Source organism: Kitasatospora sp. NPDC001159 (assembly GCF_053598235.1).
In genome coordinates this window covers 36609-50532 of the sequence record NZ_JBSFJV010000017.1, presented here as the reverse complement: position 1 = coordinate 50532, position 13924 = coordinate 36609, and the positions used below count along the sequence as shown (strand labels likewise).

General features: G+C 73.0%; 13 protein-coding genes. 9 read left to right on the top strand and 4 right to left on the bottom strand.

All coding sequences use genetic code 11. The features are described 5' to 3' along the window. Position 1: 1 nt before the first annotated feature. On the top strand, positions 2-1846 hold the full coding sequence (gene ilvD, locus ACWC9T_RS11690) for a dihydroxy-acid dehydratase (RefSeq protein WP_449820864.1): 1845 nt from the start codon (positions 2-4) through the stop codon (positions 1844-1846). A gap of 232 nt (positions 1847-2078) precedes the next feature. After that, positions 2079-2591: a hypothetical protein gene (locus tag ACWC9T_RS11685; RefSeq protein WP_449820863.1), complete on the top strand. Its 513-nt coding sequence runs from the start codon at positions 2079-2081 to the stop codon at positions 2589-2591. Positions 2592-3295: 704 nt separating this feature from the next. Here ACWC9T_RS11685 and ACWC9T_RS11680 read toward each other — a convergent pair. Further along, positions 3296-3943: an SCO2583/SCO2584 N-terminal domain-containing protein gene (locus ACWC9T_RS11680; RefSeq protein ID WP_449820862.1), complete on the bottom strand. Its 648-nt coding sequence runs from the start codon at positions 3941-3943 to the stop codon at positions 3296-3298. 125 nt (positions 3944-4068) lie between these two features. Further along, a complete protein-coding gene (locus ACWC9T_RS11675) occupies positions 4069-4518 on the bottom strand; it encodes a hypothetical protein (protein ID WP_449820861.1) in 450 nt (149 codons plus the stop codon). A 168-nt stretch (positions 4519-4686) separates the two neighbouring features. Between ACWC9T_RS11675 and proC the strand changes: the two genes are divergently transcribed. The 7 genes from proC (at position 4687) to ACWC9T_RS11640 (ending at position 11149) form a co-directional block, all read left to right on the top strand. Beyond that, positions 4687-5514 carry a pyrroline-5-carboxylate reductase gene (gene proC, locus ACWC9T_RS11670; protein WP_449820860.1) on the top strand — a complete coding sequence of 276 codons (828 nt, stop codon included), beginning with the start codon at positions 4687-4689 and terminating at the stop codon, positions 5512-5514. A gap of 159 nt (positions 5515-5673) precedes the next feature. Beyond that, a complete protein-coding gene (locus tag ACWC9T_RS11665; protein WP_449820914.1) occupies positions 5674-6837 on the top strand; it encodes an MFS transporter in 1164 nt (387 codons plus the stop codon). Between the two features lie 114 nt (positions 6838-6951). Beyond that, entirely contained in the window at positions 6952-8148 is a 1197-nt protein-coding gene (locus ACWC9T_RS11660; RefSeq protein WP_449820859.1) for an acetoin utilization protein AcuC, read from the top strand. Between the two features lie 226 nt (positions 8149-8374). Beyond that, on the top strand, positions 8375-8584 hold the full coding sequence (locus ACWC9T_RS11655) for a helix-turn-helix domain-containing protein (protein WP_148644250.1): 210 nt from the start codon (positions 8375-8377) through the stop codon (positions 8582-8584). Between the two features lie 172 nt (positions 8585-8756). Beyond that, positions 8757-8873, top strand: coding sequence for a 30S ribosomal protein bS22 (locus tag ACWC9T_RS11650; protein ID WP_425311139.1), 117 nt, complete (start codon positions 8757-8759; stop codon positions 8871-8873). Positions 8874-9024: 151 nt separating this feature from the next. Continuing rightward, the gene (locus tag ACWC9T_RS11645; protein ID WP_449820858.1) at positions 9025-10134 is read left to right on the top strand and encodes an NAD-dependent epimerase/dehydratase family protein; all 1110 of its coding nucleotides are present in this window, start codon (positions 9025-9027) and stop codon (positions 10132-10134) included. A 7-nt stretch (positions 10135-10141) separates the two neighbouring features. Next, positions 10142-11149, top strand: coding sequence for a lysophospholipid acyltransferase family protein (locus ACWC9T_RS11640; RefSeq protein WP_449820857.1), 1008 nt, complete (start codon positions 10142-10144; stop codon positions 11147-11149). A gap of 96 nt (positions 11150-11245) precedes the next feature. Here the strand turns inward: ACWC9T_RS11640 and ACWC9T_RS11635 are convergent, their stop codons facing one another. Both ACWC9T_RS11635 and ACWC9T_RS11630 read right to left on the bottom strand, forming a co-directional pair. Then, entirely contained in the window at positions 11246-12538 is a 1293-nt protein-coding gene (locus ACWC9T_RS11635) for a DUF5667 domain-containing protein (protein ID WP_449820856.1), read from the bottom strand. A 270-nt stretch (positions 12539-12808) separates the two neighbouring features. Continuing rightward, the gene (locus tag ACWC9T_RS11630; protein ID WP_449820913.1) at positions 12809-13630 is read right to left on the bottom strand and encodes an ECF subfamily RNA polymerase sigma factor, BldN family; all 822 of its coding nucleotides are present in this window, start codon (positions 13628-13630) and stop codon (positions 12809-12811) included. Between the last annotated feature and the right edge of the window lie 294 nt (positions 13631-13924).

Below are 13924 nucleotides of genomic sequence, written 5' to 3'. Positions count from 1 at the left end.
AGTGCCCGAGCTGAGGTCCCGTACGGTCACCCACGGTCGCAACATGGCAGGCGCCCGGGCGCTTCTCCGGGCGGCCGGCGTAGCCCGCGAGGACTTCGGCAAGCCGATCATCGCAGTCGCCAACTCCTTCACCGAGTTCGTCCCCGGCCACACCCACCTGCAGCCGGTCGGCCGGATCGTCTCCGAGGCGATCAAGCAGGCGGGCGGCATCCCGCGCGAGTTCAACACCATCGCCGTGGACGACGGCATCGCGATGGGCCACGGCGGCATGCTCTACTCGCTGCCCTCGCGCGACCTGATCGCCGACTCGGTCGAGTACATGGTCAACGCGCACTGCGCCGACGCGCTGATCTGCATCTCCAACTGCGACAAGATCACCCCGGGCATGCTGATGGCCGCGCTGCGCCTCAACATCCCGACCGTCTTCGTCTCCGGCGGCCCGATGGAGGCCGGCAAGGCCACCCTGGTCGACGGCACCGTGCGCAAGCTGGACCTGGTCGACGCGATCTCCCAGGCGGTCAACGAGAACGTCTCCGACGAGGACATCGCGATCATCGAGGAGAACGCCTGCCCGACCTGCGGCTCGTGCTCCGGCATGTTCACCGCCAACTCGATGAACTGCCTGACCGAGGCGATCGGCCTCTCGCTGCCCGGCAACGGCTCGGTGCTCGCCACCCACACCGCCCGCCGGGCGCTGTACGAGAAGGCCGGGCAGACCGTCGTCGGGATCGCCAACCGCTACTACGGCCAGGACGACGCCTCGGTGCTGCCGCGCGCGATCGCCACCCGCGCCGCCTTCGAGAACGCCATGGCCCTGGACATCGCCATGGGCGGCTCGACCAACACCATCCTGCACCTGCTCGCCGCCGCCCAGGAGGCCGAGCTGGACTTCGACATGCGGGCCATCGACGCCGTCTCCCGCAGGGTGCCCTGCCTGTCCAAGGTCGCGCCCAACGGCTCGTACTACATGGAGGACGTGCACCGGGCCGGTGGCATCCCGGCCATCCTCGGCGAGCTGTACCGCGCCGGGCTGCTCAACGAGGACGTCCACACCGTGCACGCCGACTCGCTCGCCGAGTGGCTCAAGACCTGGGACGTGCGCGGCGGTTCGCCCTCCGCCGAGGCCGTCGAGCTGTGGCACGCCGCCCCCGGCTGCGTCCGCTCCGCCGAGGCCTTCTCGCAGTCCGAGCGCTGGGAGTCACTGGACACCGACGCCGCCAAGGGCTGCATCCGCAGCGTCGAGCACGCCTACTCGGTCGAGGGCGGCCTCGCGGTGCTGTACGGAAACCTCGCCGAGGACGGCTGCATCGTGAAGACGGCCGGCGTGGACGAGTCGATCTGGACCTTCAGCGGCCCGGCCGTCGTGGTCGAGTCGCAGGAGGACGCGGTCGAGGCCATCCTCGCCAAGCGCGTCAAGGAGGGCGACGTCGTCGTCATCCGCTACGAGGGCCCCAAGGGCGGTCCGGGCATGCAGGAGATGCTCTACCCGACCTCCTTCCTCAAGGGCCGCGGCCTCGGCAAGGCCTGCGCGCTGGTCACCGACGGCCGCTTCTCCGGCGGCACCTCGGGCCTGTCCATCGGCCACGCCTCCCCGGAGGCGGCCTCCGGCGGCACCATCGCGCTGGTCGAGGACGGCGACACCGTCGCCATCGACATCCCGGGCCGGAAGATCTCCCTGGAGGTGCCGGAGGAGGTCCTCGCCGAGCGTCGCCGAGCCCTGGAGGCCGCGGGCGGCTACCGGCCGAAGAACCGCGACCGCCAGGTCAGCCAGGCGCTGCGGGCCTACGCGGCGATGGCCACCTCGGCGGACAAGGGCGCCGTCCGGGACGTCAGCAAGCTCGGCTGACGCTGTGCCACTGGTGCATTACGATGGGTAGGTCCTCGGTGATAGCCAAGCCGAGGACCTGCACATCTGTTCCAAACGGCCGCAGGGCATGCGGTTGCAGGGCGTGGAGACCTCAGCATTAGCTGGTCCGTGAAGCGCCAACCAGGACGGCGGGTGACCGCCCGACCAATCCGGTCGCAAGTCCGGAGGGAATCCTTGGCGTTTGGCCAGGGAGGAAGTCAAAATCGAGGGCGTGAGCGAGCAGCCCCCCACCCCCGCCCCCAAGGCCGCCGGCGCCCCCGAGCCTGACCCGATCCGCTTCTTCGGCACCAGCTGGCTGAACCGGGACGACGGCTACTGGCTGCGCCGGGTCGGCGTCTCGGTCGGCGCCCTGGTCGCCACCGCCGCCGCCGTGCTGGTGCTGCGCTTCGGCGTCGAGGGCGTCGCGCTCTCCGACAACGGCGGCTTCCTCAACGGGCTGCTGACCGCAGCCGTCGCGGTCTGCTCGATGATGGCCGTCCTGCGCACCTGGAAGGTGCTCACCGAGGGCAAGGACCAGCTGACCGGCTGGATGGCCGAGGACAAGTCGCTCGGCGCGGTCTGGCTGATCGGCGGAGCCGGCACCCTGGCCGCCTACTTCGCCCGCAGCCTGGTCGAGGCCCCCGGCGAGGGGGTCAAGCGGGCCGCCTACCAGCGGGCCGTCGAGCAGCACGGGAAGCGCCGGGCCGGCCGCAGCGGCCGGCCCGGCGGGAAGCGCAAGGGCTGATCGTCAGGTGCGGCTGACCGAGCCGCACTCGTTGGTCTGCTGGATGTCCTTGCTGCGGTCGTACGGGTCGACCGCGGGGCCGGTCGGTCGGGAGCCGGGAGTGTCCGGTTGCAGCTCGGCGAACTGGTCGAACTGCGGGTGGAAGTAGCCGTCGTAGACGCCGCAGGCCGAGTTGGCGGGGTCCGTCTGGTTACTGGCGTACGCGAGCTTCTTGGGGTCGGCCTGGTAGCGGCCCGGGTCGTAGAAGCGGAACGTGTCCACCCGGCGCACGATGGTGCGGGCGGTCCAGGTGTCCCCGGGCACGTCGGCGGCCGGCGTGAGCAGGCCCGCCGGCTTGGCCGTGCCGTCCTTGGGCGAGCCCGGCTTCGTCGGCTGCGGGGCGCTGGTCGACGGCTGGGGCGACATGGCCCGCTTGGCGGCCTCCGGGCCGGGACGCAGCGCGTACACATAGGTGAAGTCGGTGTGGACCAGGACGCCCTTGGCTCCGTCGCTCTCGTAGGTCATCCGGCCCTGCACCTTGACCACGTCGCCCACCGGAACGGCGTCGCGCGGGTCGAAGCGGCTGAACCAGCTGGTCGGGTCGTTCTCCTTGGACGGGTTGTCCAGAGCACCGGTCGCACCGTCCCGTTCCTCCCGGTCCAGCATCGCGAGCGCGGAGTCCGGCCGGCCGCCCGCGAGCACCTTCGGGTCCAGGTTGGCGGCGGTCAGGTAGTCCTTGACCAGCCGCAGCTGGGCGGCGACCTCGTCGGCGGAGAAGCCTTGGCGTCGGGGAGCACGAAGGCCTCCGCGCCGTTCGGCCAGCCCTCGGCGGGGGAACCGGCCCACGGGTGGTTCACCGTCGGCTGCTTCTCGTCGACCTTCGGCGGCGCCGTGGTCGGCTTGGCCGTCTCCGGGGCGACGGTGGGTACCGGGGCGGCCGAGGAGCCGTTCCCGCCGAAGTGGTCCGAGTACCAGGTGCGCAGCCCGTCGATGTTGAGCGCCGCCAGCAGCACCGCGATGGTCAGCACCACGAACAGCGGCGTGCGCCAAGCCGGTTGACGGCGGCGGGCCGGGCGCGGGTTGCCCCAGGGGTCGACCACCTGGAGCTTGGGCTTGCGCCCGAACCGGCGCTTCGGCTGCGGGCCGTCGTTGACGGAGCGACGGCCGCCCGGGTCGACCGGCGGGGTGTGCTTCCAACGGGCGGTCAGCATCCGGGTGCGCCCGGACTGCTCCTTCACGGTGGCGGACTTGATGAAGTCCTCGTCCAGGACGAGGTCTGCGAACGGGTCCTTCCCGCCCGCTTCGGACGGGTCGGACCCGCCCGGCTCGCGGCCCTCGGAGGGGCGCGGTTCCGGATCTTCGGCTATCGGCATCGCGCCAGTATGCCGACGGGGTGTGACGATTCGTCGATCGGGGGTGCTCGGTGTGGTGAACTCGTGTGCGGAGCGGGCGCTTTCATCATTCTTTGTCCAGAAACGCGCCGATGTCCGACGGCCGGTCAGCCCTTGCGGCGGGCCTCCTTCACCCCGTTCACCACCCCGGCGATCGCCAGCAGGACGCCGACCGGGATGAGCGAGACGAAGAACGCGCCGAGCAGGCCGGCGTCGCCGAGGAACAGCTGCGCCAGCATGTTCAGCACCAGCAGCCCGCCCGCCGCCGGGAGCGCCGACTGCCACGGGTGCTCGCGGGTCCACCGCCGCAGCCTCCGGTCGCCGGTGTCCCGGCGCAGCTGTCCGCCCGCCCAGGCGGTCAGGAAGAAGAAGAACAGACCCCAGCTGGCCGGTTCGGCCAGCATGCTCAGCGACCAGTCGCCGGAGATCGCCTCGACCCCCAGGGTGGTCGCCCCCACCACCGCACCGACTCCCGCGGCCGTCCGCCACGGGCCCATCGTCGCCGAGGCGGCGGCGAGTTGCCGGTTCTCACGTCGGGACATCTCGTCGTGTGCCATGGCTCCACGGTGCGCCCGTACCGGCCCGGAGGCCATAGGGGAAACCCCGGAGTTTTCTCCCTAGGGGCACGGCTCCTCCGGCCCGCCGGGGACCACGGACCGGATGGTCCCGACGGGCGTCGCCGCGCGGTGCGAGGATGGCCGCAGTACCGAGGCAAGGAGCGGACCATGGGCAGCAGCGCAGCGCACGGACAGAAGATCGCCTTCCTGGGCACCGGCAAGATCGGCGAGGCCCTGCTCTCCGGTCTGCTGCGGGCCGGCAAGGACCCGGCGGACGTCCTGGTGACCGCCCGCCGCCCCGAGCGCGCCGCCGAACTCACCGCCCGCTACGGCGTGGTGGCGGTCTCCAACGCCGAGGCGGCCAAGCTGGCCGACACCCTGATCCTCGCGGTCAAGCCCCAGGACATGGGCACCCTGCTGGAGGAGCTGGCTCCGCACATCAGCCCGGACCGGCTGGTGATCTCGGCCGCGGCCGGTGTTCCGACCGCCTGGTTCGAGGAGCGGCTGGCGGCCGGCACCCCGGTGGTTCGGGTGATGCCCAACACGCCGGTGCTGGTGGACGAGGGGATGAGCGTCATCTCCGGTGGCTCGCACGCCACCGAGGAGCACCTGGTGCGCGCCGAGGAGATCTTCAGCTCGGTCGGCAAGGCGCTGCGTCTGCCCGAGTCCCAGCAGGACGCGGCCACCGCGCTGTCCGGCTCCGGCCCGGCCTACTTCTACTTCCTGGTCGAGGCGATGACGGACGCGGGCATCCTGCTCGGCCTGCCCCGGCACGTGGCGCACGACCTGATCGTGCAGTCCGCGATCGGCGCCTCGGTGATGCTGCGCGACTCCGGCGAGCACCCGGTGAAGCTGCGCGAGGCGGTCACCTCCCCGGCCGGCACCACCATCGCGGCGATCCGCGAGCTGGAGAACCACGGTGTGCGGGCAGCGCTGCTGGGCGCCCTGGAGGCGGCCCGGGACCGCTCCCGGGAGCTGGCCTCCGGCGGCAAGTGACCCGCGACAGAAGTCCCTGCACAACCCCTCCCGCAATCGCGGCGCACCGCCTACGCTCTCGCCAACATCGTCCTACCGGTCGGTAGCGAGGTTGCCTGGAGGTCCGCATTGAGTGCCGTGCCGTCCGTTCGGCCCTTCTCGTCCCCGGTGGCGCACGGCCTGCGCGTCGGGCGGGCCGCGCTCGCCGTCAGCTTCCTGCTCCAGGGCACCACCTTCGCGCTGCTGGTCACCTGCATCCCGGAGATCCAGCACCGGTACGGGCTGAGCGACGGGCTGCTGCCGGTCTTCCTGGCCGCCGTGCCGATCCTGGCCGGGGTGGGTTCGATCCTCTCCGAGCAGCTGGTGAGGCGCACCGGTGCCCGGGCGGTGCTGCGGGTGGTCCAGCCGGCCGTCTGCCTCAGCCTCGCGGGCGTCGGCCTCGGCGACACGCTGTGGCAACTCGCGCTCGCGCTGGGCGCGTTCGGGCTGCTGGTGGGCGCGCTGGACGCCAGTATGAACATGCTCGGGGTGGGCCTGCAGCACCGCTACGGCCGCTCGATCATGATCGGCTTCCACGCCGCGTTCAGCCTCGGCGGCATCCTCGGCGCGGCGATCGCGGGCCTCGGCTCGCACTACGACCTCGGGCTGCCGGTGCTGTTCGGCACGGCCGCCGCGGTGGTCGCCCCGCTCGCGGTGCTGACCGGCACCCGCTTCGCCGGTCCGGCCGAACTCGGCGACGCCGTCCGGGAGGCCGCCGAGGCCGCCGCCCGAACCATCCCCTGGCGGCCGCTGCTGCCGCTGTGCCTGGCGATGGCCTTCGCCTACATCGCGGACGCCTCGGTCTCCAACTACAGCGTCAAGTACCTCACCGACGGCCTGGGCAGCCGGGACGACCTGGCCAAGCTCTCCTACCTCGGCTACATGGTCGCGATGCTGCTCGGCCGCGCCCTGGGCGACCGGGCGGTGCAGCGCTTCGGCGCCGTCCCGGTGGTGCGCACGGGCGCCGCGGTGGCCGCGCTCGGCTTCGGGCTGGCGGCCGTGGCGCCCGCCGCCTGGGCGGGCATCGCCGCCTTCACCGTGCTCGGCCTCGGCATCTGCGCGATCATCCCGCAGGTGTTCGCGGCCGGCGGCCGGCTCTTCCCGGCCGACTCGGACGCCGCCGTGGCCCGGCTCAACCTCTTCAACTACGTGGGCTTCCTGATCGGTTCGCCGCTGGTCGGGGCGATCGCCGACGCGAGCTCGTACCGCTGGGCGCTGCTCGCCCCGATGCTGCTGGTGCTCGCCGTCCTGCCGCTGGCCGAGCGCTTCGCCCCGGCACCGGCGACCGTGCCCGCCCCCGCGTAGATCGACAACGGGGCCGGGGCGGACGGACGGGGTCAGCCGATGACGGTCCGCAGCCCCCGCCGTCGGCGAGCCCTGGCGGCCGCCCGGCCACCCCCACCCGCTACGGTGGAGGCCATGCCCGAAGCCGAGCGTGACACCCCTTGCGGCCTGCACCTCTTCTGGGACGAGGCCGTCACCGCCTACGACTTCGGCCCCGGCCACCCGATGGACCCGACCCGGCTGGCCCTCACCATGCGCCTGGTCGAGACCCTCGGGTTGAGCACCGGGCCCGGGGTGACCGTCCGGTCCGCGCCGCCGGCCGGGGAGTCCACCCTGCGGCTGGTGCACACCGGGGAGTACGTCGAGGCGGTCAAGCACGCCGCCGCCCACCCCGAGCAGTCGGACCCCCGGCACGGGCTCGGCACCGACGACAACTGGTCCTTCCCGGCGCTCCATTCGGCCTCCGCGCTGATCGCCGGTCAGTCCGTGGCCGCCGCCGAGGCGGTCTGGCGCGGCGAGACCCCGCACGCCGTCAACTTCGCCGGCGGGCTGCACCACGCGATGCCCGCCAAGGCCTCCGGCTTCTGCATCTACAACGACCCGGCCCTCGCCATCGCCCGGCTGCTGGAACTCGGCGCCGAGCGGGTCGCCTACGTCGACGTGGACGTCCACCACGGCGACGGCGTCCAGCAGGCCTTCTGGAACGACCCCCGGGTGCTGACCGTCTCGCTGCACGAGCACCCCGCCACGCTCTTCCCGCAGACCGGCTGGCCCACCGAGACCGGCGGCCCGGACGCCCCCGGTACCGCCGCCAACCTGCCACTGCCGGCCGGCACCGGCGACTCCGGCTGGCTGCGCGCCTTCCACGCCCTGGTGCCCGAGCTGCTCAGCGCCTTCCGCCCGCAGGTCCTGGTCACCCAGCACGGCGCGGACACCCACCTGGAGGACCCGCTCGCCCACCTCGCCGTCACCGTGGACGCCCAGCGGCTGATCGCCGAGGAGCTGCACGACCTCGCCCACCAGCTGACCGGCGGCCGCTGGGTGGCCACCGGCGGGGGCGGCTACGCGGTGGTGGACGTCGTCCCGCGCACCTGGACCCACCTGGTCGCCACCGCCGCCGGCCGGCCCGTCGACCCGGCCACCGAGACCCCCGAGGCCTGGCGCGCCGAGGTCTACCGCCGCACCCGCTGCCCGGCCCCGCTGCGGATGACCGACGGCGCCCGCCCGGCCTGGCGCGACTTCGAGGCGGGTTACGATCCGGCCGACCGGCTCGATCAGGCCATCCTCGCCAGCCGCCGCGCGGTGTTCCCCCACCACGGCCTGCTGGCCTGATTCCGCCGCCCCGGTTCCGGGCCGGGCAGGCGGTGCGTACGCCCGTTGGTGCGAACCGCCGAGCGGCTACGTACTGCAACGGTCCTATCTCTCACCGTACGAGGACCGCACTTCCCCTCTTCCCACTGGTACCACCCATAACTACTCTGGGGATACACGTGTGCCGGTGGAGTCACCGGAGGGGAAGCCGGTGCCTTGCACACGGGTTAAGGGTCGGGTGATGGTCATGAGTTCCGGCGAACGCCCCCTGCAGGAAGTCGTCTTCCTGACCGTGGCGGAGGTTGCCGCGGTCATGCGGGTGTCCAAGATGACCGTGTACCGGTTGGTGCACAGCGGAGAGCTGCCGGCCATCCGGGTCGGGCGGTCCTTCCGGGTGCCCCAGCAGGCGGTGCACGAGTATCTCAAGGAGTCCTACGTGCGGCTCGAGAGCGCGTAGCCCCAGGTCGGGCGGGGGCGGGTCCGCGGCCGTGGATCCGTCCCCGTTCGCCCCGGATTTTCCGCGAGTTTCCCGGTTGCGGGAGCGCGATTTACAGCCCCGGCCACGCGGACGGTAGGCTAGGCCCTCACGTCAGTCGTATGGACTCCGTCTCTCACGGACGAGAGTCTCAGTGAGCGAGGGTTGTTCCGTGGGCTCTGTCATCAAGAAGCGTCGCAAGCGTATGGCCAAGAAGAAGCACCGCAAGCTTCTCAAGCGCACTCGCGTTCAGCGTCGCAACAAGAAGTAAGCGCCCCCGGCCGCGCCCAGCGCGCCCAGCGCTTCCACCGCCCGCCCAGGTCCCCGTGGCCCCGGCGGGCGGTGTCGTTTTCACGGCCCGGTACGGCGGCGCGGTACGGTGCACGCAGGCCGCTCGGGCCGAGGGAATGGGGTGCAGCACCGTGGGCGTCGTCGTGCTCGTCACCGGCGTGGCGCGCCATCTCGGTGCCCGCTTCGCCGCCGAGGTCCGCCGCCGCCCCGGCGTGGACCTGGTCGTCGGCGTGGACGTGCAGCCGCCCCGGCAGCCGGCCGAGGAGCCGGCCGGTCCGGCCGCGCCGTACACCTTCCACCAGCTCGACCTGCGCCGCCCCGCGGTCTCCCGGGTGATCGCCGAGTACCGGGTGGACACCGTGGTGCACCTGAGCGTCAGCGCTACCGGCCTGGGCTCCCCGAACCGCTCCGCGGTGAAGGAGTCCAACGTCATCGGCACCATGCAGTTGCTCGGCGCGTGCCAGAAGGCCCCCGGGGTGCGCCGGCTGGTGGTGAAGTCCACCACCGGCGTCTACGGCTCCGCGCCCCGCGACCCGGCGGTGTTCAGCGAGCGGATCCAGCCGAAGGACCCGCCCGGCGGCGGCTTCGCCAAGGACGCGGCCGAGGTCGAGGGCTACGTGCGAGGCTTCGCCCGGCGCCGCCCGGACGTCGCGGTGACGGTGCTGCGCTTCGCCAACATCGTCGGCCCCAACCCCGACACCCCGCTCAGCGCGTACTTCGCGCTGCCCGTGCTGCCGACCGTGCTCGGTTACGACCCCCGGCTGCAGTTCGTGCACGAGGACGACGCGGTCGCGGTGCTCTGCCGGGCCGCCGACGAGCCCGCGCCGGGGACCGTCAACACCGGCACCTTCAACGTGGCCGGTGAGGGCGTCCTGCTGCTCTCCCAGTGCGCCCGCCGGCTCGGCCGCCCCACCCTGCCGCTGTTGCTGCCCGCGGTCAGCTGGATGGCCGCGCTGGCCCGGCAGACCCGGCTGGTCGACGTCTCTCCCGAGCAGCTGCGGCTGCTCACCCACGGCCGGGTGGTGGACACCACGCGGCTGCGGGAGACCTTCGGCTACCGCCCGGCGTTCAGCACCCCGGAGGCCTTCGCCGACTTCGCCGCCGCCCAGGGCCCGGGCCTGCTGCCGCCCGAGCGGCTGGCCGCCGTCACCGACCGGCTGACCGGGCTGCTCGGTCAGGAGGGGGCCGCCCCCGCCGCGCCGAACGCCGTACCGAACCGCCCCCGCCGACCGAGGAGCTGAAGCCGCCATGAGTGCCGCCGCCGACAACGTGCCGGGCGAGGCCAAGGTCATCCCGATCGAGTCCGCTCCCAGCTACACGTCCCCCGAGGTTCCCGGGCTGGCCGACCGGCTCGCCGGGGCCGTCGGCGGGGCGCTGTCCGGGCAGCTCGGCCCGGCGGCCACCCGGCTGTTCGGCAAGGGCTGGGAGGGCCGGGCCACCGAGGGGCTGGCCTTCCTGCGCCGCCGGATCACCGGCGACTACGAGGTGGACGAGTTCGGCTTCGACCGGGAGCTCACCGAGGAGGTGCTGCTCTCGCTGCTGCGCCCGCTGGCCGAGAAGTACTTCCGGATCGACGTCCAGGGGATCGAGAACATCCCGGCCGAGGGCGGCGCGCTGATCGTCGCCAACCACTCCGGGGCGATCCCGCTGGACGCCCTGATGACCCAGGTGGTCATCCACGACCACCACCCGCGCCGCCGGCACCTGCGGATGCTCGCCGCCGACCTGGTCTTCGTCCTGCCCGGCATCAACGAGCTGGCCCGCAAGGCCGGTCACACCCTGGCCTGCAACGAGGACGCCCAGGCGCTGCTGGAGCGCGGCGAGGTCGTCGGGGTCTGGCCGGAGGGTTTCAAGGGCATCGGCAAGCCGTTCGCCGAGCGCTACAAGCTTCAGCGCTTCGGCCGCGGCGGCTTCGTCTCCTCGGCGCTGCGGGCCGGGGTGCCGATCGTGCCGTGCTCGATCGTCGGGGCGGAGGAGACCTACCCGATGATCGGCAACGCGAAGACGCTGGCCCGGCTGCTGGGCCTGCCGTACGTGCCGATCACGCCGACCTTCCCCTGGCTGGGGCCGCTCGGGATGCTGCCGCTGCCGACCAAGTGGACGATCCGGTTCGGCGAGCCGATCGCCACCGACGGGTACCCGGCGGAGGCGGCGGACGACCCGATGCTGGTCTTCGACCTGGCCGACGAGGTGCGCGAGACCATCCAGCACACCCTCTACCAGCTGCTGGTGCAGCGGCGTTCGGTGTTCTTCTGACGGGGCTCTTCTGACGGTTCGCAGTCTCCTGGCGGTCCGCACGGCGAGGGGCCCCCGGCGGGGTGCGTTCCGCAGGGGGCCCCTCGTCCGTACCGGTCAGCTGCCGCCGAGGATCCGCAGACCGGGCAGCAGGCCCGGGACCAGCGGGGGCACGTCCACGCCCTGCTGCGGGGCGCCGGGCGCGGAGCTGGGCGTGCCGGGCGCCTGCGGCGGGGCCGCGTCGGTGCTCGGCGAGGGCTTGCCGGCGCCGCCGGTGAGCCCGTTGGTGAGGTCGCCGACCAGCCCGTTGACCGTGTCCGGGGCGCTGGTGGGCAGGGCGCTCGGCAGGCCGCCGCCCTTGGCACCGCCACCGGCGGTGGAGCCGGTGCCGGGGTTGGCCGGGGCGTGCTCGGTGCTGCCGGGGCGGCTGCCGCCGTTGCCCGCGCCGGCGCCGCCCTGGGACTGCTCGGAGCCGGGCGCGGCGGAGCCGGCCGGGGAGCCGCCGGTGGAGGAGGACGAGTCGTCGCCCGCTCCGGTGCCGGCCGGGCCACCGCTCTTGGCGGGCGGCTGGGCCAGGCGCAGGGGCGCGACGTCCTCGCTTATGTCGTCGAAGAGCTGGTTCACCAGGTGCGCCTGCTCGGTGAGCTGGACCGGCAGCCGGCCCTGCAGCTCGCTCCAGCGACCGTCCTCGTCGTGGGCGAAGCCGGCCAGCGCGCGCATCGGGTCGAGCGAGCCGTTGCTGCGGTAGACCGAGCGCAGCAGCTCACGGCCCTTGAGGGCGTCGGCGTGCATGTCGTCCAGCGCCCGGCGGACCCGGTCGACGGTGGACGGGCTGAGCGCGCCGACCGGATCGCCGTGGCCGACCAGAGCGTTGGCCTCGCCGAGCCGGGTGGCGGCGTTGTCGAGCAGCAGCGCGCCGCGCTCCGAGTCGGAGTCCGCGAGGTCGAGCCGCAGCCCTTCGAGGCCGCGCTTCACCCCGTACAGCGTGTCCCCGGGGAGGGCGTTGGAGCTCGCGGCGGCGGCCCCGGCCAGGCTGCCGACGGCGAGCCCGGCGACGAGTCCGCCGATCGCGAAGCGGCGGCTCCACCGGCCGCGCGGGGCCGTTCGGGCGGCACGGCGCCGGCGCTGCCGGGGCACCGTGGCGCCCGGTCCGTCCGCGAAGGCCTGCTCGAACGCGGCCATCAGCTGGGCGCGTTGGACCGTCCGGACCTCCTGGTCCAGCGTCGGCCGGGCTACCTCTCCCAGCGCGTCGGCCAGGCCGATCAGTTCGGCCATCGCGACCGAACCGGCTTCGGTGGCAGCGGTGTTGGCCGATTCGGCGTTGGCCGCGCGGCGTTGCTCCGCCTGGTGGGCCTCCAGCGCCTCGGCGAAGGCCTTCGCCCGCCGGTGCTCCAGCACGTTTGCCGTCACGGACCACACCTCCCTTCGTCGTTGTCGACACCCGGGCCAGCCGGACGGTTGCCCCGGCGAGCCAAAGCCACTCCATCGGGTGACAGGTCGCAATTCGACTTGACCGTGAGCCTGGTGGGGGCTTGCACGCTGGCCAACGAGCGGTGCGGGCGGTCGGTTACGCGCGGCTGATCATCGGATCGACCGTTCACCCGGACGTGTCGATCGGGCGCACATGGTGACGGCCGACCGGGCCGTCCCCGGGCTATCGCCCCTTCGGTCACCGCCGCCTCACCGCGCGTCGGGCGGGAGCAGCCGGGCCAGGGTGCGGACGGCGCGGTACTGGAGGGTCTTGATCGCGCCCTCGTTCTTGCCCATGATCCGCGCGGTCTCGGCCACCGAGAGGCCCTGCAGGAAGCGCAGCGTCACGCACTCCTGCTGCTGCGGGTTGAGCCGGCGAACCGCGTCCAGCAGGGCGGCGTTGGAGAGCGACTCCAGCACCGACTCCTCCGGGCTGCGCTCGCACTCGTTGGAGTCGAGCATCTCGCCGGTGGTGACCTCCAGCCGGAACCGGCTGGACTTGAAGTGGTCGGCGACCAGGTTGCGGGCGATGGTGACCAGCCAGGCGCCGAAGTCCCGGCCCTGCCAGGTGAAGGTGCCGATCCGGCGCAGCGCGCGCAGGAACGTCTCGCTGGTGAGGTCCTCGGCGGTGGCCCGGCTGCCGACCCGGTAGTAGATGTAGCGGTAGACGGTGTCCGCGTAGTGGTCGTAGAGCCGGCCGAAGGCCTCGCTCTCGCCGGCCTGGGCCCGCTCGACCAGCTCCATGACCGGGTTGTGCTCGGTCTCGTAGCCGGGGCTGGGCGCCGTGCGGGCGCGGCTGCGGCCGACGCCGGTGGTGCCGGTGCGGCCGCGCGAGCCGGTGCCGGCCGAGCCGGCGGCGGTGGTGCGCAGCGCCACCCCGGGGCCGTGCTGGTGGCCGAACGGGCCGCTGGCGGGCACGAGTTGGGGTGAGATGGCGAGCTGGCCGCGGAGCAGGCTGCGCAGCAGGTCCAGGCCGGTGGAGATCTGCCGCTCGGCGGTCGGATGGCCGCGGAGGCCGGTGCGGGGGCGCAGGGGCGCGGACGACGGGCGGGAGGGTGCAGGCGCGTCGTTCCGGACGGGTGGGTACACGGGACTCCCAGAGGCAGAACTGTGGACGGATCACCTCCGCCTGCGCGGAGAGCACGCCCCCTGGCGTCCGTTCGAGCGGGACACGTGGGTGGCGTGCATCCAAGAGAGAATAACGCTTTGTGCAATGACAGCTACACCGTGTGGTCGAAGTGGTCGTTTGGGATCCATTTGTTGCGCATATTCGGCTGACGCTGAGCAGGGATGTCATCGTTCATCCGGCTCAACGTGACCGTTCGG

Excerpts from the sequence above, each read along its gene's own strand:
- ACWC9T_RS11680 (WP_449820862.1), bottom strand. The coding sequence starts at position 3,943 with ATGCCGATAGCCGAAGATCCGGAACCGCGCCCCTCCGAGGGCCGCGAG.
- ACWC9T_RS11655 (WP_148644250.1), top strand. The coding sequence starts at position 8,375 with ATGAGTTCCGGCGAACGCCCCCTGCAGGAAGTCGTCTTCCTGACCGTG.
- ACWC9T_RS11660 (WP_449820859.1), top strand. The coding sequence starts at position 6,952 with ATGCCCGAAGCCGAGCGTGACACCCCTTGCGGCCTGCACCTCTTCTGG.
- ACWC9T_RS11640 (WP_449820857.1), top strand. The coding sequence starts at position 10,142 with ATGAGTGCCGCCGCCGACAACGTGCCGGGCGAGGCCAAGGTCATCCCG.
- proC (WP_449820860.1), top strand. The coding sequence starts at position 4,687 with ATGGGCAGCAGCGCAGCGCACGGACAGAAGATCGCCTTCCTGGGCACC.
- ACWC9T_RS11675 (WP_449820861.1), bottom strand. The coding sequence starts at position 4,518 with ATGGCACACGACGAGATGTCCCGACGTGAGAACCGGCAACTCGCCGCC.